We start from the raw sequence: 26,849 nt of genomic DNA on the forward strand, positions 1-26,849 counted from the left end.
GCTCACTATTTATCTGCCAGCTTAAATTGTCGCGATTGCGACATGTTTAGCGCTTCCTCAAGGAGGCTCAGGCTCAAAAGTACTCTTGGTGTTCAACTAACTCATTGGATGGAATATGAATATGATTAATCTGCCTAGCTGCCGCCCTTTTAGCGAAGCCGGCCATTTATCTCAAATATCGGCCTATTATGAAGAGGAGCGCAATATCATGTGGATGTTGTTGCGTGCTCATCCGCGTCCCTGTTTTAACTTAGAGTTAATTGAAAATATTATGACGTTGGCACAGGCCGCTAAAGAGTCAAAATTACCTTTTGATTTTTGGGTGACCGGCTCAGTTGTACCCAATATGTTTAATGTGGGAGGTGATTTAAGCTTTTTTGCACAAATGATTCGCAGTCGTAAACGTGAAGCATTAATGGCCTATGCGCGCGCTTGTGTAGATTGTGTTCATGGAGCTTCTCGCGGGTTTGATACTGGCGCAATATCTATTGCAATGATTGAAGGCAGTGCATTAGGGGGGGATTTGAAGCCGCACTGGCCCATCATTTTGTTCTAGCACAAACAACCGCCAGAATGGGTTTTCCGGAAATTGCTTTTAACCTATTCCCTGGCATGGGAGGTTATTCGCTTGTCGCGAGAAAAGCGGGAATGCGAGTGGCTGAACAGCTGATTTGGACCGGCGAACCCCATGCTGCTGAATGGTATGAGAGTCGTGGGTTAGTGGATAAATTATTTCAACCGGGCGATGCGTATCTTGCGACTCGCACTTTTATAGATACGATAAGACCTAAGCTAAATGGTATAAGAGCCATGATTAGGGTCCGGCAGCGTGTTTTGCAATTAACACGTTCTGAACTAATGGATATTACTGAGGATTGGGTTGATTCTGCATTCTCTATTGAGCCAAAAGATATCGCCTATATTGAACGTTTGGTTATGCTACAAGATCGCCATACTTCGACAATGCCAAAAGCAATATAGTTTTTGGCACCTAATCCAGTAAAAGGTGAGGGTGCTGTGTTACCAGCCAATGCTCCAGTTCATCTGCGGGCATTGGTTTAGCGTAAAGAAATCCCTGTTTTTCATCAATGCCAATAGAGTCCAAAAACTCCTCTTCTCCTGTCGTCTCTACCCCTTCGGCAATAACCCGCATTTTAAGGGCTTCGGCAACAACGATAATGGCCCGAACCAGAGATTGTGAAATAGGATTATTATCAATGCCGCGCACAAAGCTTTGGTCCAGCTTAATGGCATCAATTGGGATACGTGCTAATTGAGAAAGGGAAGAGTAGCCTGTACCGAAATCATCCAAATGAACTTGAGCCCCTAAGTGGCGCAACTGCTTCATGATGTTAATAGCGGCATCTTCGTCATCTATTAAGCAACTTTCGGTGAGTTCCACATCAACTAAGCTAGACTCCAGATCGCTGGCTTCAAGAGATTCAATAAAACTGGTTACGATCGCCTCGTCAATTAATTGCCGGGCAGAGACATTTACTGCCACCCGCAGATTAATTCCTCGACTCTTCCAATCAACTGCTTGCTGCATTGACGTTTGCAGAACCCATTTACCTAGTGGCCCTATTAGTCCAGACTCTTCTGCATATGAGATAAACTCTAGAGGCGCGATTAAGCCGCGTTCAGGCGATAGCCATCGGACTAATGCTTCGACACTATGTACTTTACCGGTTTGCGTGGATATTTTTGGTTGGTAAAACACTTGCAGCTGATGCTGTTCTAAACCTTTGCGCAAATTAGTATCTAGCCAAACATATTCAGATACTTTTTTATTCATCTCTTGCGAAAAGATTGAATAGGTTCGTTTGCCATGTTCTTTCGCGGTATACATGGCCGTGTCCGCACTGCGGATAATATTTTCCAATGTATCGCCATGCTCAGGGCATAATGCAATGCCAATAGAGCAGCCGGTATATACCTCGATCAATCCCACTCTAAAAGGTAATTTCATGCGGTTGAGAATACGCTGTGTGGTTGCCTCCAGTTCATTCAGGCAGGAATTCTCGACCAGCACAATAAACTCATCGCCGCCCAACCGGGCCAGCATTTCGTTTTCCTCTAAACAACTCAAAATAGCCAGCGAGACATCTTTGAGTAACCGGTCACCAAACATGTGCCCGTAATGGTCATTCACTTTTTTAAAGTTATCGAGATCGAGGTAAATAATACCCACCGAGGTATCACCGCGAGTTTGGATCGCGCTATTAATCCGTTCATGAATCGCATGGCGATTAGGTAAGCCAGTAATCATGTCGGTATTAGCTAAAATCCTGAGGCGCTCTTGGGCACGCCGCTCTTTGGTAATATCAGTACCAGAGCAGATGAGATAACGTTCATTTTTTCCACTGCCGCTGTGAACAAATTTATTGCGGAATAAAAAGAGGCGTTTCCCTTTTACTGTATTAACCCAACGTTCAACTTCATAAGACGCGCCGCGTTGGAAGAAGCCTTCAATATTTTTCCGCGATGACGCCCCCTCTTTGGCTGTCATAAATAAGTCATAAACATTTTTGCCAATAACATCTTGCTCTTTTTTGCCGGTATATTCTTCGCTGAGGTGATTAAAACGTTGGACGTAGCCATCTTTATCGAGAATAACGATAACTGAATTCGCTTCGGAAACGACCTGCTCTGCAAAGGAGAGTCCCATGACTAAATCGCGAGCGACAGATTCAGTATCAGCATAGGCGGAGGCTGTTCCTCCCCACTCTTTGCTATTAATTTTTCGGCCGACAAGGTGTAAATGGAGTGGATGACCATAAATCTCAATTTCTACATCTAAGCTGGCAGTAATTCCGGTTAAGCTGCGGATTTTCATTGTTTGAACTGAATTAAGGGGAATCGCAATATTGGTCGTCCCTTTAATCGCAGCTAACTCTAAAGCTTGGCTGTCAAAAGCAAGTCGCCAAAAAGGGCTATGAGTACCAAAATAGGTATTGAGGATCGATGTGTCTTGGTCTTCGAACATGCGCGATCCCCCAATAAGTATCTATGTGTCTTTTAGTTACCTTAGCCAGTGGTTAAAACAGTCCTATCCCTAGCTTGCTCTATCATTGTGGTTATCTTGACCTCTATAGCACGACGCTATCGTGACCATTCAACTGATAAAGTATATGTGTAATTTCTTCATAGCTGATATTAGATAGTAGCGATAATCATATTAAATTTTCTTTCTACTCTCAGATTTTGAGATAGAGCGAAAGTTAAGCATGAAAAAAATAAAAAAACACTATATTTTTTATGCTGTTATGCTCATTTAAGTTAATTCCTAAAATTAATAAAATATAGCAGGTGAAAGTTTGTTTAAGTGAGCATGTCGAGAGAAGTGACGTTTTAGTCGGTTAGTATCACTAAAGCATGAAAATGGGATGTAATCAGCATATTTCCTTTTAAAGGAAGTGGTAGCTCAGGGCAATCGCATTATCTTTACGTTGGTATTATTTTCGTCTATTACAGGCCAGATTGATTACTGGAGGGTAAATTATTGAAAAATATTAGCAACAGCCTCTATTTATTCAAAATACACTAACACGGAAAAACAGGCCATAGTAGTGCTGTTTATTCAGCCCCCCACCGCAGAATAGAAAAACTTAACGTGGACGCGACTCTAGGCAGCGCTACTGAAGGCTATGATGCTAAGATAATGACTTAGAACATAATTTAAGCTAATAAAAAGCGATGGTTTTTAAGTAGTACTGATAATAAAACCATGTTCTTAAAAACAGTATTGACATCTCATCTAGAACAAGTACATTGGAATTCAACACCGGTGCAATTAGTAGTAAATTTTTTATTTAGCCGGTGTCCATGTAGTAAAGTTTAAATAATGCGATAAAGGTCACGAAATATTTTTGTATGTGAGATTCACAATGGTTTTTTATAATTAATCGTTGTGATGAAGCTTTAAGGCTACGCAGTAGATCTTTACAATCGCATTTTGTGGACGATAACGCGATGAGTTAAGGCTTTGTTGTTAATAGTAATGTTCGCGATTTGTGTACACAAGTATGAGATCGAGGATATCGCGACGAAAGTAAAGCCACGTAACAAAGAGTATATATCGCGAGGGGATGTACTAATTTAGCTTGTTTTATCATGAGCATAGCTAAAATGAATAAACGGGAATTGTTACCATTCAGTTAATATATTGGAGGGAAGTTAGTAATAAGCGAAAATATTCCTGTAGAAACATGTACATCGTTATAAACAGTACGAAGATAAGTATCACGTTATTAAGTTGATTAATGTTTAATTTTAAATTTGTAGTACCTTAAAAGCCCTGACTAACACAGTTGGGGCTTTTATCATTCTGGGAACGACTATTAGAGAAAACCTTTACCCATCTCCGCGTCCGACGACCCGCTTTAGGTGTATGGATATCTCCTGCCATCTATAGATCTATAAATGATCCCTGCTCTATATGTACCCACCTTTATTTATTATTTTGGCATGATTTGTCGTGTTTATCGTTGATCGGATTTTTATCTCTGACTGATTTGCAAAAATAGATCCATTTTTTGATTCCAAATGAGGAGTCAGATAATGGATCAAGTGATATCGGGCACTCAAATCAGCTGCGAGGTATCGCGCATATAGCGTGTTGTAATGTAAAATTTGTGTGAACTATATGTGACTCCGTGCGCAAAAATAGACCAATTTTATGCTGATTTTATAGAGAAAAACACGTCGAAAATTCTTTTACTCTACCTTGGTTCAGAATTGAGATGGCTGTAACTAATTAATTTTGAAGATTATTAACGTAATTATTTTTTGTGCCGCTGGCGGAATATTGCAGTTTTTCCTGAACTTGATTGTACTTGTCTATACGAGTATATGTTAATAAATGCTCAATAGAAGTAATGTCGTTGATACCTGAAAAACTGGTTGAAGGAAATTGCCGTGACTGCCCAAAACAGATTCCGTGATAATGAGATTCGAGCCGCACGTGGTACAAAACTTACCGCCAAAAGTTGGCTGACCGAAGCCCCATTGCGTATGTTAATGAACAACCTTGACCCTGAAGTAGCTGAGAATCCAAAAGAGTTAGTGGTTTACGGTGGTATTGGCCGCGCAGCTCGTAACTGGGAGTGCTACGACCAAATTGTAGCAAGCCTGACGCAGCTAAATGATGATGAGACCTTACTGATTCAGTCTGGTAAACCTGTCGGCGTCTTCAAAACTCACAGTAATGCACCTAGGGTATTGATTGCCAACTCAAATTTGGTTCCTCACTGGGCTAATTGGGAACATTTTAATGAACTGGACGCCAAAGGGTTGGCTATGTATGGCCAAATGACGGCGGGCAGTTGGATCTATATCGGTAGTCAAGGCATTGTACAGGGCACCTATGAAACCTTCGTCGAGGCGGGGCGGCAGCATTTTGGCGGTAGCTTGAAAGGGCGCTGGGTATTAACCGCGGGGCTAGGTGGCATGGGCGGCGCACAACCGCTGGCGGCAACCTTAGCCGGTGCCTGCTCCCTGAATATTGAGTGTCAGCAGAGCCGTATCGATTTTCGTCTGAAAACCCGTTACGTGGATGAGCAAGCTACAGATCTGGATGATGCGTTAGCGCGAATCAAAAAATATACCGCTGCGGGTGAAGCGGTCTCTATCGCCTTGTGCGGTAATGCGGCTGAGATTTTACCTGAACTGGTACGCCGTGGTGTTCGCCCGGATATGGTAACCGATCAAACCAGTGCCCATGACCCGTTGAATGGTTATCTGCCGAGAGGCTGGAGCTGGGAAGAGTATCGTCAACGCGCCCAAAGTGAGCCAGTGCTGGTGGTTAATGCCGCTAAGGCTTCGATGGCTGAACATGTTGAAGCGATGCTGGCCTTCCACAATATGGGCATCCCAACATTTGATTACGGTAATAATATTCGCCAGATGGCGCAGGATATGGGTGTGACTCACGCCTTTGATTTCCCTGGTTTTGTCCCCGCTTATATTCGGCCGTTATTCTGCCGTGGTATTGGTCCGTTCCGCTGGGTCGCGCTCTCTGGTAACGCCGACGATATTTATAAAACAGATGCGAAGGTTAAAGAACTCATCCCTGATGATGAACATTTGCATCATTGGTTGGATATGGCCCGCGAGCGTATCAGCTTCCAGGGGCTGCCGGCGCGTATTTGCTGGGTCGGCCTAGGCCAGCGCGCTAAATTAGGTTTAGCTTTTAACGAAATGGTACGCAGTGGTGAACTGTCGGCTCCGATTGTCATTGGTCGCGACCATCTCGACTCCGGATCGGTCTCCAGTCCTAATCGTGAAACCGAAGCTATGCAAGACGGTTCTGATGCGGTCTCTGACTGGCCGCTGCTCAATGCATTGCTGAATACTGCGAGTGGTGCCACTTGGGTGTCGCTGCATCATGGTGGTGGTGTGGGGATGGGCTTCTCCCAGCACTCTGGCATGGTGGTGGTTTGTGATGGTAGCGACGAAGCCGCCGAACGTATCGCTAGGGTACTGCATAATGATCCTGCTACTGGTGTGATGCGTCATGCCGATGCGGGCTATGATATCGCCATTCAATGTGCACAAGAGCAGGGGTTGAATCTGCCAATGGTTGCCGCGACTCAGGGGAAACCTTCATGAAAACAAATATTAAAGCAACAATGGAAACAATGACCCTGCGCCCAGGGCAGATGACGTTGGCTGATTTGCGGTATATTTACCAGCATCCGGTACATATCATGCTGGATGATAGTGCTTACGCACCCATTCAACAAAGTGTGGATTGTGTGCAAGCCATATTGGCAGAGAAGCGCACCGCTTATGGTATCAATACTGGATTCGGTCTATTGGCATCTACTCGTATTGCCACGGAAGATCTGGAAAATCTACAGCGCTCGATTGTTCTTTCCCACGCTGCGGGTGTTGGCGAACCCAATGATGATGCTATTGTGCGCCTGATTATGGTGTTGAAAATCAACAGCTTGGCTCGTGGTTTTTCGGGCATTCGACTGGAGATTATTCAGGCGCTGATAACGTTGGTTAATGCCGAAGTTTACCCTCATATTCCGCTAAAAGGCTCTGTAGGTGCTTCTGGCGATCTGGCGCCGTTGGCCCATATGAGCTTGCTGTTACTCGGTGAAGGTAAGGCTCGTTATCAAGGGGAGTGGCTGGATGCGCGTACCGCGCTGGTCAAAGCGGGTCTGCAGCCACTCACGCTAGCAGCAAAAGAGGGGCTGGCGCTGCTTAATGGTACTCAGGTTTCTACCGCTTATGCACTGCGCGGCCTATTTGAGGCGGAAGACCTCTATGCTGCGGCTTCTGTCTTCGGCAGCTTGACGGTTGAAGCAGCATTAGGCTCCCGAAACCCATTTGATGCCCGTATCCATGCGGCACGAGGCCAACGTGGGCAGATTGATGCTGCCAGTACTTACCGCCATCTGTTAGGTGACCGTAGCGAAGTATCAGAGTCCCACCGTAATTGTGACAAAGTACAAGATCCGTACTCTCTGCGTTGCCAGCCGCAGGTGATGGGGGCTTGTTTAACTCAAATGCGTCAGGCTGCTGAAGTGTTAGCTATTGAATCTAATGCGGTATCGGATAACCCACTGGTCTTTGCTGAGCAAGGCGATGTGTTATCTGGTGGTAACTTCCATGCTGAACCGGTGGCGATGGCGGCAGATAATTTGGCATTGGCACTGGCAGAAATGGGTTCATTATCAGAGCGCCGTATTTCGCTACTTATGGATAAACATATGTCGCAGTTACCGCCATTTTTGGTGGAGAACGGCGGCGTAAACTCTGGTTTTATGATTGCGCAGGTCACTGCTGCGGCTCTCACCAGTGAGAATAAAGGGCTGGCATTCCCTTCCAGCGTCGACAGTATTCCTACCTCGGCGAATCAGGAGGATCATGTTTCTATGGCTCCCCGCGCAGGTAAGCGTTTGTGGGAAATGGCCGAAAACGTACGCGGTATTTTGGCCGTGGAGTGGCTGGCCTCGTGTCAGGGACTGGATTTGCGTAAAGGCTTGAAAACGTCAGATGCGCTGGAGCCGGCACGTCAGCTATTGCGTCAGCATGTGGCCTACTACGAAAAAGATCGTTTCTTTGCCCCCGATATTGAAGCTGCCAGTCAGCTCATTGCACAGCGTCATATGAACGAACTGATGCCACCGCATCTTCTACCCAGCCTCTAATAAACAAAAAGCAGTCATCATTTTGCCTATAGGTGATCCCGGTTAACGGGATCACCCTCTCTGACCCCTTGCCTGAAAGGGCACAAATTTTGCGAGAATGTACCATGAAGAATGATTCATCCACGCTGAAACGCGGTCTCAGTGCGCGACATATTCGGTTTATGGCGTTAGGTTCCGCCATTGGTACCGGCTTATTTTATGGTTCTGCCGAGGCAATTCGTCTGGCGGGGCCAGCCGTTTTACTCGCTTACCTGATTGGTGGTGCTGCCGTGTTTATGGTGATGCGCGCACTGGGTGAGATGGCGGTGCATGATCCTGTTGCCGGTTCATTTGGGCACTATGCCAGCCGTTATCTTGGGCCATTGGCGGGTTTTCTGACCGGTTGGACCTATACCTTTGAGATGATTATCGTAGCGCTGGCTGATGTCACCGCGTTCGGCATCTATATGGGGCTGTGGTTCCCTGATGCCCCGCAGTGGGTTTGGGTGCTAAGTATTATTTTCTTTATTGGTGCGCTAAATCTCTGTTCAGTCAAAGTCTTTGGTGAGATGGAGTTCTGGTTATCTCTGCTAAAAGTGACGGCGATTATTGCCATGATTGCCGCAGGTTTGGGCATTATGATGTTTGGTTTTGGCGCGGGTCATGAGAGTACTGGCGTCAGTAACTTATGGTCTCACCAAGGGTTTATGCCAAATGGTATCACGGGGGTGATTGCCTCATTTGCGGTAGTGATGTTTGCTTTTGGTGGTATTGAAATTATTGGGGTGACGGCCAGTGAGGCGAAGAACCCAGAAAAAGTATTACCCCGCGCCATTAATACCGTGCCAGTGCGTATTCTGCTGTTCTATGTTTTGACACTATTTGTCCTGATGGCGATCTATCCGTGGAATAGTATTGGGCAGAATGGCAGTCCATTTGTTGAGATTTTCAGCAGTTTAGGTATCAGTTCTGCCGCCAATATTCTCAATCTGGTGGTGATCACTGCCGCTATTTCGGCGATTAACAGTGATATTTACGGGGCTGGCCGCATGATGTATGGCATGGCACAAGAAGGGCTGGCACCTAAGTGCTTTAGCCGCCTGACACGAAATGGTGTGCCTTGGATGACTATTTTGGTGATGGCAATTGCGCTGTTATGTGGTGTGGTGCTGAACTATCTGATTCCGAAAAATGTGTTTTTGATTATCGCCTCGATCGCGACCTTCGCCACGGTTTGGGTGTGGTTGATGATTCTGATATCGCAAGTGGCGATGCGCCGTTCAATGAGCAAAGAAAATGTCGCCAGGTTGGCCTTCCCTGTGCCGTTTTGGCCGTTAGCACCGATTCTGACCATTATCTTTATGGCATTTATTATTGCGGTTCTGGGGTATTTCCCTGATACCCGCATTGCCATGTATGTTGGTTTGGCGTGGATTATCTTGATGACCCTTGCATGGTGGATTTGGTTGCGTAAGTCTCCATCGCATATCCTTCAGGCGCAGGTAGAAAGCCCCGAAGCATAATGGAATTAGGATAATAATTGGCCGCTGGTAGATAATCTAGCGGCCAAATTTAAGTTGTTAAGAGTGAACTGCTAACCTTGCACAAATTAACTCCCGCGCTGGGATTAATATCAAAAACGCTAATAGCATCCAGGTCATTACTTTATGTGGCAGCATGATTAGCTCGATACTGCACCGATGCAAGATTAAAACAGATATTTTTAATTCCGCGGGCATATTTAATGCCACCATGAGATATCAAGAGATATCGGATAATTAATCTATTTGTTGAGATTCATTTGACAGCAATAATGGCATGCTGATTTATTTATATCGCACTCTATACCAAGAGAATATTTTGCGTTTAAAGTAGCGGCGTGGCCAGATGGTGATAAACTGACCTCAATTGTGAAAAATTATAGACCTACGGAGTAACGGCCCATGCTTGGCATAGCCATTAAGCGGTGGATTAAACGGATTATACTTATCTTGGTGGTAATGTCCGTTACCATACTGGCAATACGTATTTACGATACACAACGTGGCCCAAAGCTCGAGCTTTGGCACACTTTCGTTCCCCATGAAATGCGCGCGGCTGAGATTGATAAAGCCAGTTGGGCGGATTACATAAAAACTGAAAATAACATTTTCGATGAAGTTCGGATAAACGTTACCGAAAAATTGGAACCAAGAACTCAGGTTCCACTAAACCGCTATTATTCTGGTAGTTCGATCTACCCGCCACATTTTAAAAACGACTGGAATCGTTCTTATATTCTGCAACCTGATGGGCAGCCGAAAGGTGCTGTGGTATTGCTGCATGGGTTGACCGATACCCCTTACAGCTTGCGCCATATTGCTGAAAATTATCGTCAGCGTGGCTATGTCGCCATTGGTATCCGTTTGCCAGCCCATGGATCTGTACCCGCAGCCCTGACCGATGTTGAATGGCAGGATTGGTTAGCCGCAACACGTCTGGCAGTCCGTGAGGCCAAAGCGCTTAGTGGGCCAGATTTACCCCTGCATGTCGTTGGCTTCTCCAATGGCGGTGCGCTGGCAATGAAGTACACACTGGACTCAATGGATGACCCCAAACTAGCGAAACCTGCGCGGGTGATATTGATCTCGCCAATGATTGGTGTGACTAGCTTTGCGCGTTTTGCCGGTGTTGCTGGTTGGCCGGCTATCTTCCCCGCCTTTGCTAAAGCGGCTTGGTTGGGGATAGTGCCTGAGTTTAATCCTTTCAAATACAACTCATTCCCGGTCAATGCCGCGCGTCAGTCCTATTTGCTCACTTCTGTCTTGCAGCAGCAAATTGCGCGTGATGCCAGAAACAATAAGATGGAAGAGTTGCCGCCAATTCTGACTTTCCAGTCATTAATGGACTCAACGGTTAGTACCCGAGCTGTTGTAACCGCACTCTACAATCACCTGCCGAAAAATGGCAGCGAAGTGGTGCTGTTTGATTTGAACCGCGCAGCCAGCTTCGGCCCGTTACTGAGAACATCTTCTTATACCGCGCTGGCTCGTTTATTGCCGCCGCCGCCACGTAATTACAGTGCAACCGTGATTACCAATGTTTCGCCACAAAGTAATGAGACATTGGCGATAACCACACTGGCAGGTGAAACCAACGAGACTTCAGTGCCAACTGGTTTGATCTATCCGCCGGATATCTTCTCGTTGTCTCACGTTGCATTACCATTCCCAATGAGTGATTCACTGTATGGTCGCTACCCTGATCCGCGTGACCAATACGGTATCAGTTTGGGGACCTTTGCCGCGCGGGGTGAGCGTGCGGTGCTGGTGGTCGGATTGGATTCATTGATGCGCATTTCGTCCAACCCGTTCTATCCGTATATGTTGCAGCGGATAGACGACAAGATAGAGACGCCCGCTCAGTAAGATCGCCTTTGAAGCCTCCAAAATTGGGGGCTTTTTCATAATGAGTGCCATACTTTCAAGTTGTACTTAGTCTTCATATTTATTGACCCTGAAAGGAAAGCACTATGTCTATCGAAAAAGTCGTGTACCGCGCTAAAGCTAAAGCCACCGGTGGTCGTGATGGCCGGGCAACATCCTCTGATGGCGTATTGGATGTGAAATTAGGTGTGCCTAAAGAGATGGGCGGCGCGGGTGGTGCGGTGACTAATCCAGAGCAACTGTTTGCTGCGGGTTACTCGGCCTGCTTCCTTGGCGCACTGAAATTCGTTGCATCAAAAGAGAAGGTCAAAATCCCTGACGATGCCAGCATTGAGGGTACTGTCGGTATTGGTGCCATTCCGACCGGCTTTGGCATTGAAGTTCAACTGGATATCAGCTTGCCGGGGATTGAGCGCACTGTTGCCGAAGATTTAGTGAAAAAGGCGCATGTTGTCTGCCCATACTCCAATGCAACTCGTGGCAATATTGATGTCACGTTAAATATCAAATAAGCCCCCTTCAGAAGCCCATGGGAACTCTCTTGTGGGCTGTGTGTCGTTCTACTTTTCCCCTTAAGTCTCTTTTGTGCTGTTTTTGAGCACATCAGCCAATATGGTCTATATAGAGTTTGCGTTAGCTCGCGGACTGGTCCACTAATAGCCGCTAAGATAATTCTCACATTAAGATTCAATAGCCTGCTTATCGATATCATACTGAACCTGAAACGAGGTTCACTGTCTGATTGATTCAAGCCGCAAATAGTATCTTTGGAGACCTGGCGTTTTATGGACAGAGTGAAATCTTTATCGCAGCAAAGTATTTCTTTGTTGTTGGCTGTTTATATTGGAATTTTCCTGAATATCTCTGTCTTTTATCGTCGTTTTGACTCCTTTAGCCAAGGTATCCAAGGCATAAAAGTATTGACCGCTATTATCGAAGTGATGGCGATCATCCTCTTTACCTTTTTTGTTATGCGGGTGATATCACTCGGTGGCCGATGGTTTTATCGTGTGGTCGCGAGCTTATTGGTGCTAATTTCTGTTGCTGCCAGCTACTACATGACTTTTTTCAATGTGGTGATTGGCTATGGCATTGTGATTTCTGTATTAACCACGGATACCGACCTTTCGAAAGAGGTCATCGGGCTGCATTTTGTGGTCTGGATGGTACTGGTCAGTGCATTGCCGCTGCTACTTATCTGGAAAAACTCCCTACGACTCACCCTGCTTGAGCAATTTAAGACCCCCGGTCAGCGCATTAGGCCTGGTTTATTGATGATGGCTGCGGTGGCGTTGGTCTGGCTACCGCTTCGTTATCTGGATAATGTGCAGACGACCAATGAACAACTGAGAACGGTGGATTTACCGAGCTATGGAGGGGTGGTTGCTCACTCCTATTTGCCCTCTAACTGGTTGGCTGCATTGGGTTTATATGCGTATACGCAATATAACGAAAAGTATGATGCTGTTACGCTGTATAACCCGGCTGAGCATCATACTTATGTCGCACCCGCCGGTATTGATGAAACCTATGTCGTGTTTATCATTGGTGAGACGACCCGCTGGGATCATATGGGGCTGCTAGGTTATGCACGTGATACCACTCCTCGTTTAAGTAAAGAGAAGAATCTGGTCGCTTTCCGTGGCACATCCTGCGATACCTCCACCAAACTCTCGCTGCGCTGTATGTTTGTGCGCGAAGGTGGCGCGGAAGATAATCCGCAGCGCACTCTGAAAGAGCAAAATGTGTTCGCCGTCATGAAATCATTGGGTTTCACTTCTGAGCTGTTCGCCATGCAGAGTGAGATGTGGTTCTACAATAATGCGAACACTGATAACTATTCGTTCCGAGAATTGATTGCCTCAGAGAAACGTAATGATGATAAGCCGGTAGATGACATGCTGCTGGTTGATGAGTTGAAAGAGTCACTTGGGCGCTATCCCGAAGGTAAGCATTTGGTGATTCTGCATACCAAAGGCTCACACTATCTTTACTCCCAACGATACCCTCGTAGCTATGCCCGCTATCAGCCAGAATGTATGGGCGTGGATGACTTTTGTAGCAAACAACAACTGATAAACGCCTTTGATAACAGTGTGTTGTACACCGATTCGTTTATCGCCAATGTGATTGACCAAATGCGCGATAAGAAAGCATTGGTGTTCTATGCCGCTGACCATGGTGAGTCCATTGACGATAACTCCCACTTCCACGGCACTCCACGAGAAATGGCCCCGCCGGAGCAATTCCGCGTGCCATTGATGGTTTGGGCTTCAGACAAATTTTTGTCACAACCTGAGCACCTTGCAGCTTTTGAGCAATTGCAAGCAGAGCAGCGGGTGGGCAAAACACACCGTCATGTTGAACTGTTTGATTCTATTTTGGGCTGCTTAGGTTATACCTCCCCGGATGGTGGAATTAATGAGCAAAATAACTGGTGCCAGACTCCCGCCAGACATTCTCAGCCGATAATATAATCAATTAGCACGGTCATAATTGGTTCTGGCTCGATTTTTGACGCCAATCTCCCTTGACATAATAGGCTTGCGGTATACTACAGACTCAAACCATCACCGGTGGAGTTCTTGATGATTTACCGTGTTGTTTTTATTGATGATCATGACATTGTGCGCTCAGGGTTTGCTCAGCTACTCTCTCTGGAAGAGGATATTCAGGTGGTGGGGGAGTTCAACTCGGCAAAACAGGCTCGTGCTGGATTACCGAGTTTACAAGCCAATATCTGTATTTGTGATATCTCCATGCCCGATGAGAGTGGTTTGGATTTATTGCAGGATCTTCCGTCAGGACTTGGGGTCATTATGCTGTCGATGCATGACAGCCCGGCGCTGGTCGAGATGGCGTTAGAGCGCGGCGCGCGCGGGTTCCTCTCCAAACGTTGTAAACCGGAAGATCTGGTTTCAGCCGTCCGAGCCGTGGGTAGCGGCGGTGTCTATTTGATGCCGGAAATTGCTCAACAACTGGCGCGCATTGCCGTCGATCCCTTGACCCGCCGTGAGCGTGAAGTGGCGGTGTTGCTGGCGCAGGGGATGGAAGTACGCGAAATTGCAGAGTCGCTCGGCCTATCACCTAAAACCGTCCATGTGCATCGCGCTAACCTATTTGCCAAGTTGGGTGTCAGCAATAATGTGGAGCTGGCGAAGCAGGTTCTAAACCTATGATGCAGCGTTTGATCATGTCAGTCGCGCTGTTTTTTATCTATACCACGGCAACTTTCTGCTTATGGTCAATCGGGACTCAACTGGTTGATCGGCCCTTACAGGCATTGCTGCTCTTCCCCTTTGGCCTGCGAATGGGCATTTTATTGCAAAGCCCACGTCAGTACTGGCCGGGTATTCTGCTGGGTGACGCACTACTGTGGTGGCTATTAACCGATCAGTTTGGTTATGTCTATCTATTGTGGTACGCGATCCCCTTCCTACTGGCGACCACCTTATTGGCCGTTTTTGCTTCCCCCTGGTTATTACGCCATCAGAAAAATAGCAGCGAATGGCAATGGCCTTTGATGCAAGGCGCGGTGATCCTGGCTGCCGCCTTGATACAGGCATTGGGGTGGCAAATCGCGAGTCAACAGGGGGCAATGGCGCTATTGCTGGGGCTGGTTGGTGGCTTTACTATCGCGCCTACCTGCTTGTTATTGTGGCACTATTTTGCACGCCAGATCTGGTTACCCTTAGAGCCGGGGCTGATTCATAAACCGATTAATCTGCGTTTGCAGCATATCATGTGGTATCTGCTGCTATTTGCGTTAAGTATCTGGTTGCAGTATCAAGTCACCGAAACGGATTTGCACCTGTTTGCGCCATTCTGCCTGGCGATCCCGATTGTCTTTATGTCTTACCGCTATGGCTGGCAAGGGGGCGCGGTGGCGACACTGCTAAATAGTGTTGTGCTATTGATCAACACGCCGGCGCAATTGGACTCCCATCGTGACCTGCTACTGTCACTGCTTGCGCAGAGTCTGATCGGCTTATTGTTGGGGGCGGGCATTCAGCGCCAGCGAGAATTGAATCAACAACTGCAGGTTCGCTTGAATGAAAATCGTGAGTTAGCGAAAGCATTAGTGGTGGCGGAAGAGCACGCCCGCCGTGATGTAGCACGAGAGCTGCATGATGAAGTGGGGCAGACCGTGACTGTGATTCGTACTCAAGCCAGTATTATCAGGCGCTTGACCACGGAGCCGCCAGTGCTGACCAGCGCCGAGATGATAGAGACACTGGCACTGCGGGTCTATGATGGCGTCCATGATGTGTTAGCTAAATTATGGCCAGCGGCCTTGAATAACTTGCCGTTATCGGCGGCAGTTGCGGCATTGATGCGTGAACTGATCCCGCAAGACCAATCCGTCGTGGGGGTATTGAATTGGCAGTTGGATGATCATCCGATAGACGAGACGCTGAAAATCACGCTATACCGCATCTGTCAGGAGGGGGTGACCAACGCCTATCGCCATGGAGCCGCCAGCCGGATTGAGATTAATGCACGGCAGGATAACCAGAAAATATATCTGACGATTCGTGATAATGGAAAAGGTATCGATTTGGCCACTTTAACGCCGGGGTATGGGCTACGTGGTATGCAATCACGAGTGAGTGCGCTGGGGGGCAGCTTTAGCCTGAGTGTCGATCAGGGCACCTGTTTAAATGTGATCCTTCCCACAGTTTCATCGCCAGCTAATGAAAACTAGGAAATATTCTCGGATGCGGCGGGAGTTTCTCTGATGGGGTTCGCGCGCGCGCGCATCATGATGATGGCACTTGTAAAAATATCCTGAGGTTCAACATGTGGTCTTTCCTCAAAAGCCGCGATAACGTACCGCCAGTAACGAATCAAACACAAATTGATTCCTCTTATAAATATTGGCGCATTCAATTAATGTGGACGATGTATATCGGCTACGCTGCATTCTATTTTACCCGCAAAAGTTTCACCTTCATCATGCCCGCCATGCTTAGTGATCTGGGCCTCACGATGTCGGATGTTGGGATCTTAGGTACACTGTTTTATATCACCTATGGCTGCTCTAAATTTATCTCTGGCATGATAAGTGACCGCTCAAACCCGCGCTACTTTATGGGCATTGGGCTGGTCATGACCGGGATTATCAATATCCTGTTTGGCATGAGTTCGTCACTCTTGGTATTTGGTGCGCTGTGGATCCTTAATGCGTTCTTCCAGGGCTGGGGTTGGCCACCATGTTCCAAAATTTTAACCAGCTGGTATTCACGCTCAGAGCGCGGTGGTTGGTGGGCCGTCTGGAATACATCCCATAATTTTGGCGGGGCATTAATCCCACTGTTAGTCGGTTTTATCTCTCTGCATTTTAGCTGGCGCTACGGCATGATTATTCCCGGTATTATCGGTGTAGTGATTGGTTTGCTGATGTGTTGGCGCTTGCGCGATAAGCCAAGCACCATGGGGTTGCCGAGTGTCGGTAAGTGGCGCAATGATGCTATGGAGCTGGTGCAGGAGTCAGAGGGCCAGGGGTTATCGAATAAAGAGATAGTGAAGCGCTATGTGTTAACCAATAAATATATCTGGTTGCTGGCGGTATCCTATGTGCTGGTTTATATCGTTCGTACTGCAATTAATGACTGGGGAAATCTCTATTTAACGCAAGAGAAAGGTTACTCATTGATGACCGCCAACTCAGCAATTTCATTATTTGAAGTGGGCGGGTTTATTGGCTCGCTGGTGGCGGGCTGGGGATCTGATAAGTGGTTTCGCGGTAATCGTGGGCCAATGAACCTGATTTTCGCCATTGGTATTTTCCTCTCTGTCGCGTCGTTGTGGATTATGCCGGGGGTCAGTTATGTTTTGCAGGCGGGCTGCTTCTTCGCCATTGGCTTCTTTATTTTTGGCCCGCAGATGCTGATTGGCATGGCTGCCGCAGAATGCTCACATAAAGACGCAGCAGGTGCCGCCACCGGCTTTGTTGGCTTATTTGCATACTTAGGTGCGGCTTTATCTGGCTACCCTATTGCCAGGGTAATGGAGATTTGGCACTGGAATGGTTTCTTTGTGGTGATTTCCGTTGCCGCCTGCTTATCTGCTTTCTTCTTGCTGCCATTCCTGCGGGCGCAGTCGCCGCAGCTAAAACCTGTGGAAGCTTGATTTAAGCTCGAAGTGATGCTGTTTTGACCGCGAGTGATGATATAAGCAACAGTCGCCAGCGGGGTGTTAAAAAGTGATTGACGCTCTAGGATCGTAGCAGTAAGATGCGCCCCAATTCGGCGAGTAGCGCAGCTTGGTAGCGCAACTGGTTTGGGACCAGTGGGTCGGAGGTTCGAATCCTCTCTCGCCGACCAAATTTAAGAACCCTGACAGAAATGTCAGGGTTTTTTTGTTTTTATTGCCCGTTATTTTCAACCCGTTGCGGAATAAAAATTATAATATCGTCACCGCTTTATCACCTGCATAATAGCAACTTGTCGGCATGTGTCTTGGGAAGTGATAATTATTGGTTAGGATTAATCTCTCGAAAAATAATCTACTTGTGGCTTTTTAAAACGAATAGGATCACCAAAATGTCACTTAAATAAAATAATAACATAGCCTGGAATTCACTATTTAAGGCCCGTGTTGTTACAGGTCCTTATTCCTATAATAAAGGTTATTTCAATTATGAATATAATAAAAAATAATCGAGTAATGAGATGTGTAATATTCTATTTTGTACCGATAGTCGCGCTGGCTTTTTCAATTGAAATTAAGGCCAATTTAGTCAGGCAAGATCAGCCGGTAACAGATGTCCTATTTCCTATTGAGGAGGGGTGTTTTGCTATTAAATCTATTGAATTAACGGGGGTGAATGAATTTCCTAATGGGACGAAGCTAAAAAAAATAGCGCAGGATGCATATGGGCGCTGTTTAGGTGAGCAGGGTATTGGTATTTTAACCAACCAATTAATGAATCAGCTCATTGCTGATGGCTATCTCACCTCAACATTAGTCATACCGGAACCGCGCCTTGATAGCGGAACTTTATATATCACGCTGATACCGGGGCGGATTAATAATATTGTATATGAAGCAACCAATGATAGTTATGCACAATTAAATACGATCTTTCCCAGTAAATCGGGGGATTTACTCAATTTACGTCATCTTGAACAGGGGCTGGATAATTTACAGCGTTTACCTACAGTAAGCGCTACTATGGATGTGGCGATAAATCGTGACGATTTAAGCAGTGATATTATTATTAAACGCCAGCAATCTCGTTTTTTTCGTGCGAATGCTTTTTTAGATGATGCAGGGAATGATATTTTTGGTCGTTATCGCATAGGCGGAACGCTATATCTTGATAACCCATTCTCATTAAGCGATATGGCTTATTTCTCTGCCAGTCGAGACTTTGATCATTACGATGATAAAGGTCATAATTACTTTTCTCTGCACTATTCTGTACCTTACGGTAATTGGTTGCTGAGTATGACTGGCAGTCGGGGGCGTCGCTATCAATCTTTGCTCTTTGCAGAGAGTGCTTTTAAATACCAAACACGGTGGCAGGCCCTGGATATGCAAATTCAACGATTAGTGATGCGAGGCTATAATTATAAGACTGTAGCTAACACAGGAGTATTAATTCGTAATACTAATCGTTTTTTTGGTGATATTGAGCTGGGCGTTCAACGACTTAATACCATAGACTGGCAGCTAGGATTACAATATTTATATTATGGTCATTGGGGAACGTTCAATGGAGGGGTGACCTATCAGCAAGGTACTAATTGGTTTAGTGCACGTCCAGCGCCAGGGCTTAATGGAGAGGCAACAGTCAGGTTGATTAATACTAATGCTTCACTGGATATTCCGTTTCAACTGGGTGAGCAACGTTTTCATTATCAACCAATTTTCAGTCAACAATACACCCGCTCAAATCTCACGATACAGGATAATTTTTTAATTGGTGGGCGAGGTTCAGTTCGTGGGTTTAATGAGGGGAGCGGACTGGCTGATTCTGGTGGTTGGTACTTAAGAAATGAAGTCGCCTGGTATAGTCCGGTGGCCAGTCTGCAACTGTATGCCGGTATTGATTATGGTCAAGTCGTTGAAATAAATAAGCCGCTATTTTCTGGTCATTCTCTCGCAGGTGCTGCAAGTGGTTTACGTGGAAAATATCACCAGATTGGTTATGATTTTTATTTTGCTATACCTTTAATTAAGCCTGCCAGTTTCTCCGCAGATTCTTTGGTATCTGGTTTCACTATTAGTTGGCAATATTAGCTTTTTATTTGTGGTCACTTAATTTTTAGCTTGAGATGTTATTTGTCTTGTCAGCTACTATTCTTATACATAAATTAAGTAAGGACTTTCAATGAGAGAAGTAAGTGTGAATTTACATAAAATATACTATGGAGTTCTCCTTTTATTTTGCGCGCCGATCTTTTCATATGCTGAGATCATTGTTGATAAAAATGCGCCTAAAAATAACCAACCTGATTTGCTCTATCATATAGAAAAGAAGAAAATGTGTAAAATACAAAATGCATATTGCCAGGGCGGAAAGAAGACTATTATTAATATTCAAACGCCAGATATAGAAGGAGTATCACATAACAAGTATGTAAAGTTTAATGCAAATAGAGGTAATGGCTATGATAAAGTAATATTTAATAATATTTTACCATCAGAAGAGAATGGAAATTCAAACTTAATCAACGGTGAGGCAGTGGTTATATTAAATGAAATAACTTCAATGAATAAAAGTCAGCTTGATACTCTTTTGGTCGTTGCCGGACAGTCGGCTGATCTTGTTATTGCCAATCCTGCGGGAATAAGTTGTAACGGTTGTCGTTTCGTGAATACAGATTATGTTACGTTAACAACCGGGGTTCCTGCATTTAAAGGTGATAAGTTTGCTGGTTTCAATGTTCATCAAGGCGATATATATATTGGAGGAGAGGGTTTGCAACATAATGAGTCTGTGGATAATTATTTGGACTTGTTTTCTGACTCACTGAAAGTTGATGGTAAAATAGAGACGATCGATCTATTATCCATCATTGGAAAGAATGCGATAACTTTTAAGGGCGGTAAAAAATTATGGCTAATATCACTGGCGGGGTTATTCTATGATGCTGAAAATAAAATAGGTATGGACGTCGGTAAATTAGGTGGAATGTATGCCAATAAAATTCATATCATAGCGAAGAGAAGTGGCAGCAGTAATCAAGGAGAGATTATCGCTGATAAGGTGGTCAACATAGATTCTGACGCCTTTATTAGTAATGTCTCAGGGAAGATAGAAAGTCCTAAAATAAAGTTAAAAAGTACAGGGTTAATAGATAATAGTAAAGGTCGGATAAAAAGTGAAAGACAGGGAAGAGATTACGATCCCAAAGAAAAATTCGGTATAAGAATAAAAGGAGGGGCGATTAGGAATCATGAAGGCAGAATTTATGCCAATAGTGGCCATGTTTCTATGGAGGCAAGTAACATATTTTTTAATAACCATGGTGAAATTAGAACACTAAGCACCTCAGGCCCGGCAGATATTAAGATCAAAGCCAAGAATATAAATAACATTAATGGTGGTGTTATTAGCTCTGATAGTATCAAGATCAATACCAACGCTTTTAAAAATCATCATGGTAGAGTCGTCAGCGTATTTGATCAAATAGACCTATACTATAAAACGCTAAATAGTGGTAAAGGGATTATCAATGGTGGCTTAGGGGTAAGTAAAGTAATTAAGCCTTAGTGGTGGATTTAGCGGCACTCCCAGATTATTTACCGGGCTATCGGCGGTGAACCGCGATTTTACTGGGCGGCTTAAATCATCTTTTTTGATGATTGGCAGGGGCGATCAGGAGTCTGGCACTGATTTGGGGCACTGTTGTAGTGCGCTTCTTGTCGAGCCAGTATTAATTGTTAACGGAGTCGCGCTACCGTGCGGGACGGCTCTTTTTTAACAGCACGCAAGATGTTTAAGATTATGGCTGTATGTGACAAGATTCGCGTCACTTATCGGCTGCCATAGCAGCATTTCCTCCTGTTTTCTGTCGAAATTATAAAAAAATCTGAACGGATAAGCATCATTTAGCAACAAAGTTTTTCGGTTTGTCTCTGGGTATTACCACTGCTTTATTTTAATTGCCCAGTTAATCCCGCTGGTAAAGTGCTGCTAGCATAAATTTTCATGCTGAGAATGTTAACGAGAAGTTTTTTTTATGTTTGCATGCTGTTTCGCATTGTCCTGATAAATCCTTTCAAACCGTATTGACGTTGCCACCAAGTGTTGCCAAATTGGTACCCTCAGGGGGAGTAATCGAGTGCAGTTTGGGTCATTCCACGCGTCCAAAATTGCTGTTGCGATGATATTTATCCAACATCTCAATCCCGCATCCCTGCGGCTAATGGGCCAAAACGGTACAGACCACGGACGAAAAAATTATAGGGTCTGGCCGTACACACAACACACATCACCATAATGGAGCACAAGCGATGACGATTTCCTTGGGAAAAACAGGGATACTGAAATTCGGTATTGGGCTGATTGCACTGACCGTGGCGGCCAGTGTACAAGCGAAAACATTAGTATATTGTTCTGAGGGTTCTCCGGAAGGTTTCAACCCGCAGCTATTTACTTCGGGCACGACGTATGACGCAAGTTCCGTTCCTATCTACAACCGTCTGGTTGAATTCAAACTCGGTACAACCGAAATTGAACCCGGTCTGGCTGAGAAGTGGGAAGTCAGTGAAGATGGTAAGAGCTACACCTTCCATCTGCGCAAAGGTGTGAAGTGGCAAGATAACAAGGAGTTTAAGCCGACTCGCGACTTCAACGCTGATGATGTGATCTACTCCTTCATGCGTCAGAAAGATGATAAACATCCGTACCATAAAGTCTCTGGCGGCAGCTATGAGTACTTCCAGGGCATGGGGATGGGTGATTTGATCACCAATATCGTTAAAGTTGATGACAACACTGTTCGCTTCGAACTGGCCCGTCCGGAATCACCATTCCTGGCTGACCTGGCGATGGACTTCGCGTCAATTCTGTCTGCTGAGTATGCGAACAACATGCTGAAAGCCGGCACACCGGAAAAAGTCGATTTGAACCCAATCGGCACTGGCCCGTTCCAGTTGCAGCAGTACCAAAAAGACTCCCGCATCCTGTACAAAGCCTTTGATGGCTACTGGGGCACCAAACCAAAAATTGATCGTCTGGTCTTCTCTATTACGCCAGATGCGTCAGTTCGCTACGCTAAATTGCAGAAAAATGAGTGTCAGGTTATGCCGTACCCTAACCCGGCTGACATCGCTCGCATGAAAGAAGATAAAACTATCAACCTGATGGAGCAACCGGGCCTGAACGTCGGTTACCTCTCCTTCAACGTTGAGAAAAAACCACTGGATAACGTTAAGGTTCGCCAGGCGTTGACCATGGCGGTTAACAAACAAGCCATTATCGATGCGGTTTATCAGGGTGCAGGCCAGGCGGCCAAGAACCTGATCCCACCCACTATGTGGGGCTACAACGATGAGGTGAAAGATTACGCTTACGATCCTGCTAAAGCGAAAGAGTTACTGAAAGAAGCCGGTCTGCCAGATGGTTTCGCCATTGACCTGTGGGCAATGCCAGTTCAACGTCCATACAACCCGAATGCGCGCCGTATGGCTGAAATGATCCAGTCTGACTGGGCGAAAGTGGGCGTGAAAGCCAAGATTGTGACCTACGAGTGGGGCGAATACCTCAAGCGTGCTAAAGATGGCGAGCATGAAACTGTGATGATGGGTTGGACCGGGGACAATGGGGACCCAGACAACTTCTTCGCCACCCTGTTCAGCTGTGATGCGGCAAAACAAGGTTCCAACTACTCCAAGTGGTGTTATAAGCCATTTGAAGAGGTGATCCAGCCAGCCCGTGCTGAGTCTGACCATGACAAACGTGTCGCGCTTTACAAACAAGCTCAGGTTGTGATGCATGATCAAGCGCCAGCGCTGATTGTTGCTCACTCAACCGTGTACGAGCCAGTGCGTAAAGAAGTGAAAGGTTATGTTGTCGATCCGTTGGGTAAACACCATTTCGAGAACGTGTCCCTGGATTAATTTTAACCTTGCAGATGACCGATGGGCGATCGCTCGTCGGTCTTTTCATTTAGGTTAAGACAGATACAGATGTGAGCCATATAACCTTCCCCAATAAGTGTCATTGTCGCAGAAATTTTGAGCATGGACAGCGCGCAAGCACCGGAGCGTACACGCAGTACGTGACGGTGGTGAGCACTGCCCTAGGTCAAAATGGCAAGTAAATAGCTTATTGGGAAGGTTTAATAAGCTGGGTTGCCCACGAGCAGCCTGGCATTCTACACAGAGAGTTCGGGATATGTTGCAGTTCATACTCCGACGTTTGGGGTTAGTTATCCCAACGTTTATCGGCATTACTTTGCTGACCTTTGCTTTTGTTCATATGATCCCGGGCGACCCGGTGACCATCATGGCTGGGGAACGCGGTATCTCCGCCGAGCGTCATGCTCAAATCATGGCGGAAATGGGGCTGGATAAGCCTCTCTACCAACAATACTTCCATTATGTGAATGGCGTATTACATGGCGACCTCGGCATCTCGCTAAAAAGCCGTATTGCCGTCTGGGAAGAGTTTGTCCCACGCTTTAAAGCCACGCTGGAACTTGGGATCTGCGCGATGCTGTTTGCTATCGCGGTCGGGATACCGGTTGGGGTGCTGGCGGCAGTCAAACGCGGCTCAATATTCGATCATACTGCGGTTGGGATCTCCCTCACCGGTTACTCGATGCCTATCTTCTGGTGGGGCATCATGCTGATCATGCTGGTTTCGGTGCAATGGAACCTCACCCCGGTCTCCGGGCGCGTCAGCGATACGGTGTTCTTGGATGACACTCTGCCACTCACCGGTTTTATGCTGATTGACACCCTAATCTGGGGTGAGCCGGGTGATTTCAAAGATGCGGTGATGCATATGATTTTACCGGCCATCGTCCTGGGCACTATCCCTCTGGCGGTTATCGTGCGCATGACCCGCTCCTCCATGCTGGAAGTGCTGGGTGAGGACTATATCCGCACTGCCCGGGCCAAGGGCCTGAGCCGGATGCGCGTAATTGTGGTTCATGCATTGCGCAATGCCTTGCTGCCGGTGGTGACGGTGATCGGCCTACAGGTCGGCACCATGCTGGCTGGGGCGATTCTGACGGAAACCATCTTCTCCTGGCCGGGATTGGGCCGCTGGTTAATGGATGCACTGCAACGCCGCGACTACCCGGTAGTACAGGGCGGGGTGTTGCTGGTCGCGATCATGATTATTTTAGTTAACTTGCTGGTAGATGTGCTCTATGGCGTAGTTAACCCGCGTATTCGTCACAAGAAATAAGGGGCGCAGAATGTCTCAACTTACTGAGTCGACAGTAAAAAGTGCGCCGAAGCCAATGACTCCCTTGCAGGAGTTTTGGCACTATTTCAAGCGCAACAAAGGGGCCGTGATTGGCCTGTTTTATATCATTATTATGCTGGTGATTGCCGCGGGTGCCACCTGGCTTGCCCCACACGGGCCAGCAGAGCAGTTCCGTGACGCACTATTGAAACCGCCGGTTTGGGAAGAGGGCGGCAGCTGGAAATTCCTGCTGGGCACCGATGATGTGGGCCGCGATGTTTTGTCCCGCTTGATGTATGGCGCACGACTCTCGCTGTTAGTCGGTTGTCTGGTAGTGGTGCTGTCACTGGTGATGGGCGTCGTTTTCGGCTTACTGGCCGGTTACTTTGGCGGCATCGTTGATGCCATCATCATGCGTGTTGTCGATATCATGCTGGCCCTGCCAAGTTTGTTACTGGCGCTCGTTCTGGTAGCCGTGTTTGGGCCTTCGATTGTGAATGCTTCGTTAGCGCTCACCTTTGTCGCTCTACCGCATTATGTGCGCTTAACGCGCGCAGCGGTGCTGGTTGAGGTCAACCGCGACTACGTGACGGCCTCAAGAGTGGCCGGTGCGGGGGCTATGCGCCAAATGTTTATCAATATCTTGCCAAACTGCCTCGCGCCATTAATTGTGCAGGCCTCTCTCGGCTTCTCTAACGCCATTCTGGATATGGCGGCTCTCGGCTTCCTCGGCATGGGTGCGCAACCACCAACACCGGAATGGGGCACTATGCTCTCTGACGTGTTGCAGTTCGCCCAAAGCGCCTGGTGGGTCGTGACCTTCCCCGGTGTGGCGATCCTGCTAACGGTTCTGGCGTTTAACCTGATGGGGGACGGCCTGCGTGATGCTCTCGACCCCAAACTCAAGCAGTAACAGAGGTAGAGAGAGATGGCACTTTTAAATGTAGATAAATTGTCGGTGCACTTCGGTGACGAAGGTGCGCCGTTCAAGGCCGTAGACCGTATCAGTTACAGCATTGAGCAAGGTCAGGTGGTTGGGATTGTTGGTGAATCTGGCTCCGGTAAATCAGTCAGCTCACTGGCTATCATGGGGCTGATTGATTACCCCGGCAAAGTGATGGCCGATAAGCTGGAATTTAACGGCCGCGACCTGACCAAGATTTCTGAAAAAGAGCGGCGTCAGTTGGTGGGGTCGGAAGTTGCGATGATCTTCCAAGACCCGATGACCAGCCTTAACCCCTGCTACACCGTCGGTTTCCAGATTATGGAAGCGCTGAAGGTGCATCAGGGCGGCAACCGTAAAACCCGTTTTCAGCGGGCGGTGGATCTGCTCACACTGGTGGGCATTCCTGATCCCGCTTCGAGGTTAGATGTTTATCCGCATCAGCTCTCCGGTGGGATGAGCCAGCGGGTGATGATTGCCATGGCCATTGCCTGTCGGCCCAAGTTACTGATTGCCGATGAGCCGACAACCGCGCTGGACGTGACCATTCAGGCGCAAATTATTGAGCTGCTGCTGGAGTTACAGCAGCGTGAAAATATGGCGCTGTTGCTGATTACCCATGATCTGGCACTGGTTGCCGAGGCGGCACACCACATTATTGTGATGTATGCCGGCCAGGTGGTGGAAACCGGTAAATCATCGGAAATCTTCCGCGCCCCGCGCCACCCATACACGCAGGCGTTGTTGCGCGCTTTACCGGAGTTTGCTCAGGATAAAGCGCGCTTGGCTTCCTTACCGGGTGTGGTGCCGGGTAAGTATGACCGCCCAGAGGGCTGCCTACTCAACCCACGCTGCCCGTATGCCAATGATCGTTGCCGCCGTGAAGAGCCTGAATTGCTGGGGCCAGCGGGGCGTCAGGTTAAATGCCATACACCGCTCGATGATGCGGGGAGGCCGACCCTATGAGC

The 26,849-nt window shown here is 46.9% G+C and carries 16 protein-coding genes, 1 tRNA gene and 1 pseudogene; 17 read left to right on the forward strand and 1 reads right to left on the reverse strand.

Features of this window, described 5'->3' with window-relative positions:
• Window positions 1–115: 115 nt before the first annotated feature.
• Window positions 116–981 (forward strand): annotated as a pseudogene (locus HRK25_RS06475) (crotonase/enoyl-CoA hydratase family protein).
• Window positions 982–991: 10 nt separating this feature from the next.
• On the opposite strand, the gene pdeR reads toward HRK25_RS06475, so the two are convergent.
• Window positions 992–2,986, reverse strand: coding sequence for a cyclic di-GMP phosphodiesterase (gene pdeR, locus HRK25_RS06480; protein ID WP_005273729.1), 1,995 nt, complete (start codon window positions 2,984–2,986; stop codon window positions 992–994).
• Window positions 2,987–4,917: 1,931 nt separating this feature from the next.
• Between pdeR and hutU the strand changes: the two genes are divergently transcribed.
• The 16 genes from hutU (at window position 4,918) to dppD (ending at window position 26,847) form a co-directional block, all read left to right on the forward strand.
• On the forward strand, window positions 4,918–6,609 hold the full coding sequence (gene hutU, locus HRK25_RS06485; RefSeq protein WP_032897656.1) for a urocanate hydratase: 1,692 nt from the start codon (window positions 4,918–4,920) through the stop codon (window positions 6,607–6,609).
• Between the two features lie 20 nt (window positions 6,610–6,629).
• Window positions 6,630–8,162 carry a histidine ammonia-lyase gene (hutH, locus tag HRK25_RS06490; protein WP_005273724.1) on the forward strand — a complete coding sequence of 511 codons (1,533 nt, stop codon included), beginning with the start codon at window positions 6,630–6,632 and terminating at the stop codon, window positions 8,160–8,162.
• 104 nt (window positions 8,163–8,266) lie between these two features.
• Entirely contained in the window at window positions 8,267–9,664 is a 1,398-nt protein-coding gene (locus tag HRK25_RS06495; protein ID WP_005273721.1) for an amino acid permease, read from the forward strand.
• Window positions 9,665–10,084: 420 nt separating this feature from the next.
• On the forward strand, window positions 10,085–11,548 hold the full coding sequence (locus tag HRK25_RS06500) for an alpha/beta hydrolase (RefSeq protein WP_032897653.1): 1,464 nt from the start codon (window positions 10,085–10,087) through the stop codon (window positions 11,546–11,548).
• A 104-nt stretch (window positions 11,549–11,652) separates the two neighbouring features.
• Entirely contained in the window at window positions 11,653–12,078 is a 426-nt protein-coding gene (locus HRK25_RS06505) for an organic hydroperoxide resistance protein (protein ID WP_005273713.1), read from the forward strand.
• A 273-nt stretch (window positions 12,079–12,351) separates the two neighbouring features.
• Window positions 12,352–14,043, forward strand: a complete 1,692-nt coding sequence (gene eptB, locus HRK25_RS06510) for a kdo(2)-lipid A phosphoethanolamine 7''-transferase (protein ID WP_032897650.1) — start codon at window positions 12,352–12,354, stop codon at window positions 14,041–14,043.
• 111 nt (window positions 14,044–14,154) lie between these two features.
• The gene (gene uhpA, locus HRK25_RS06515; RefSeq protein ID WP_032897647.1) at window positions 14,155–14,745 is read left to right on the forward strand and encodes a response regulator transcription factor UhpA; all 591 of its coding nucleotides are present in this window, start codon (window positions 14,155–14,157) and stop codon (window positions 14,743–14,745) included.
• Window positions 14,742–16,271 (forward strand): signal transduction histidine-protein kinase/phosphatase UhpB, encoded by a 1,530-nt coding sequence (gene uhpB / locus HRK25_RS06520; protein WP_032897645.1) that lies wholly within the window; start codon window positions 14,742–14,744, stop codon window positions 16,269–16,271. Before uhpA ends, uhpB begins: the two co-directional genes overlap by 4 nt.
• A 95-nt stretch (window positions 16,272–16,366) precedes the next feature.
• Window positions 16,367–17,698 carry an MFS transporter gene (gene uhpC, locus HRK25_RS06525; protein ID WP_005273708.1) on the forward strand — a complete coding sequence of 444 codons (1,332 nt, stop codon included), beginning with the start codon at window positions 16,367–16,369 and terminating at the stop codon, window positions 17,696–17,698.
• Between the two features lie 117 nt (window positions 17,699–17,815).
• Window positions 17,816–17,892: transfer RNA gene (locus HRK25_RS06530), tRNA-Pro, on the forward strand.
• A 316-nt stretch (window positions 17,893–18,208) separates the two neighbouring features.
• Window positions 18,209–19,813 carry a ShlB/FhaC/HecB family hemolysin secretion/activation protein gene (locus HRK25_RS06535; protein WP_005273706.1) on the forward strand — a complete coding sequence of 535 codons (1,605 nt, stop codon included), beginning with the start codon at window positions 18,209–18,211 and terminating at the stop codon, window positions 19,811–19,813.
• A gap of 91 nt (window positions 19,814–19,904) precedes the next feature.
• A complete protein-coding gene (locus HRK25_RS06540) occupies window positions 19,905–21,290 on the forward strand; it encodes a filamentous hemagglutinin N-terminal domain-containing protein (protein ID WP_050413684.1) in 1,386 nt (461 codons plus the stop codon).
• Window positions 21,291–22,033: 743 nt separating this feature from the next.
• On the forward strand, window positions 22,034–23,641 hold the full coding sequence (gene dppA, locus HRK25_RS06545; protein ID WP_032897640.1) for a dipeptide ABC transporter periplasmic-binding protein DppA: 1,608 nt from the start codon (window positions 22,034–22,036) through the stop codon (window positions 23,639–23,641).
• 277 nt (window positions 23,642–23,918) lie between these two features.
• A complete protein-coding gene (dppB, locus tag HRK25_RS06550; RefSeq protein ID WP_032897637.1) occupies window positions 23,919–24,938 on the forward strand; it encodes a dipeptide ABC transporter permease DppB in 1,020 nt (339 codons plus the stop codon).
• Window positions 24,939–24,948: 10 nt separating this feature from the next.
• The gene (gene dppC / locus HRK25_RS06555) at window positions 24,949–25,851 is read left to right on the forward strand and encodes a dipeptide ABC transporter permease DppC (protein WP_005273696.1); all 903 of its coding nucleotides are present in this window, start codon (window positions 24,949–24,951) and stop codon (window positions 25,849–25,851) included.
• Between the two features lie 15 nt (window positions 25,852–25,866).
• Complete coding sequence (gene dppD, locus HRK25_RS06560; protein WP_005273693.1) at window positions 25,867–26,847, forward strand: dipeptide ABC transporter ATP-binding protein; 981 nt, start codon at window positions 25,867–25,869, stop codon at window positions 26,845–26,847.
• The last annotated feature ends 2 nt before the right edge of the window (window positions 26,848–26,849 follow it).

This window comes from Yersinia bercovieri ATCC 43970 (assembly GCF_013282745.1).
In the GTDB taxonomy this organism is placed as follows: Bacteria; Pseudomonadota; Gammaproteobacteria; order Enterobacterales; family Enterobacteriaceae; genus Yersinia; species Yersinia bercovieri.

Coding starts and splice junctions, on each gene's coding strand:
- pdeR (WP_005273729.1), bottom strand. CDS start 2,986: ATGTTCGAAGACCAAGACACATCGATCCTCAATACCTATTTTGGTACT.
- hutH (WP_005273724.1), top strand. CDS start 6,630: ATGGAAACAATGACCCTGCGCCCAGGGCAGATGACGTTGGCTGATTTG.
- HRK25_RS06495 (WP_005273721.1), top strand. CDS start 8,267: ATGAAGAATGATTCATCCACGCTGAAACGCGGTCTCAGTGCGCGACAT.
- HRK25_RS06500 (WP_032897653.1), top strand. CDS start 10,085: ATGCTTGGCATAGCCATTAAGCGGTGGATTAAACGGATTATACTTATC.
- HRK25_RS06505 (WP_005273713.1), top strand. CDS start 11,653: ATGTCTATCGAAAAAGTCGTGTACCGCGCTAAAGCTAAAGCCACCGGT.
- eptB (WP_032897650.1), top strand. CDS start 12,352: ATGGACAGAGTGAAATCTTTATCGCAGCAAAGTATTTCTTTGTTGTTG.
- uhpA (WP_032897647.1), top strand. CDS start 14,155: ATGATTTACCGTGTTGTTTTTATTGATGATCATGACATTGTGCGCTCA.
- uhpB (WP_032897645.1), top strand. CDS start 14,742: ATGATGCAGCGTTTGATCATGTCAGTCGCGCTGTTTTTTATCTATACC.
- uhpC (WP_005273708.1), top strand. CDS start 16,367: ATGTGGTCTTTCCTCAAAAGCCGCGATAACGTACCGCCAGTAACGAAT.
- HRK25_RS06535 (WP_005273706.1), top strand. CDS start 18,209: ATGAATATAATAAAAAATAATCGAGTAATGAGATGTGTAATATTCTAT.
- HRK25_RS06540 (WP_050413684.1), top strand. CDS start 19,905: ATGAGAGAAGTAAGTGTGAATTTACATAAAATATACTATGGAGTTCTC.
- dppA (WP_032897640.1), top strand. CDS start 22,034: ATGACGATTTCCTTGGGAAAAACAGGGATACTGAAATTCGGTATTGGG.
- dppB (WP_032897637.1), top strand. CDS start 23,919: ATGTTGCAGTTCATACTCCGACGTTTGGGGTTAGTTATCCCAACGTTT.
- dppC (WP_005273696.1), top strand. CDS start 24,949: ATGTCTCAACTTACTGAGTCGACAGTAAAAAGTGCGCCGAAGCCAATG.
- dppD (WP_005273693.1), top strand. CDS start 25,867: ATGGCACTTTTAAATGTAGATAAATTGTCGGTGCACTTCGGTGACGAA.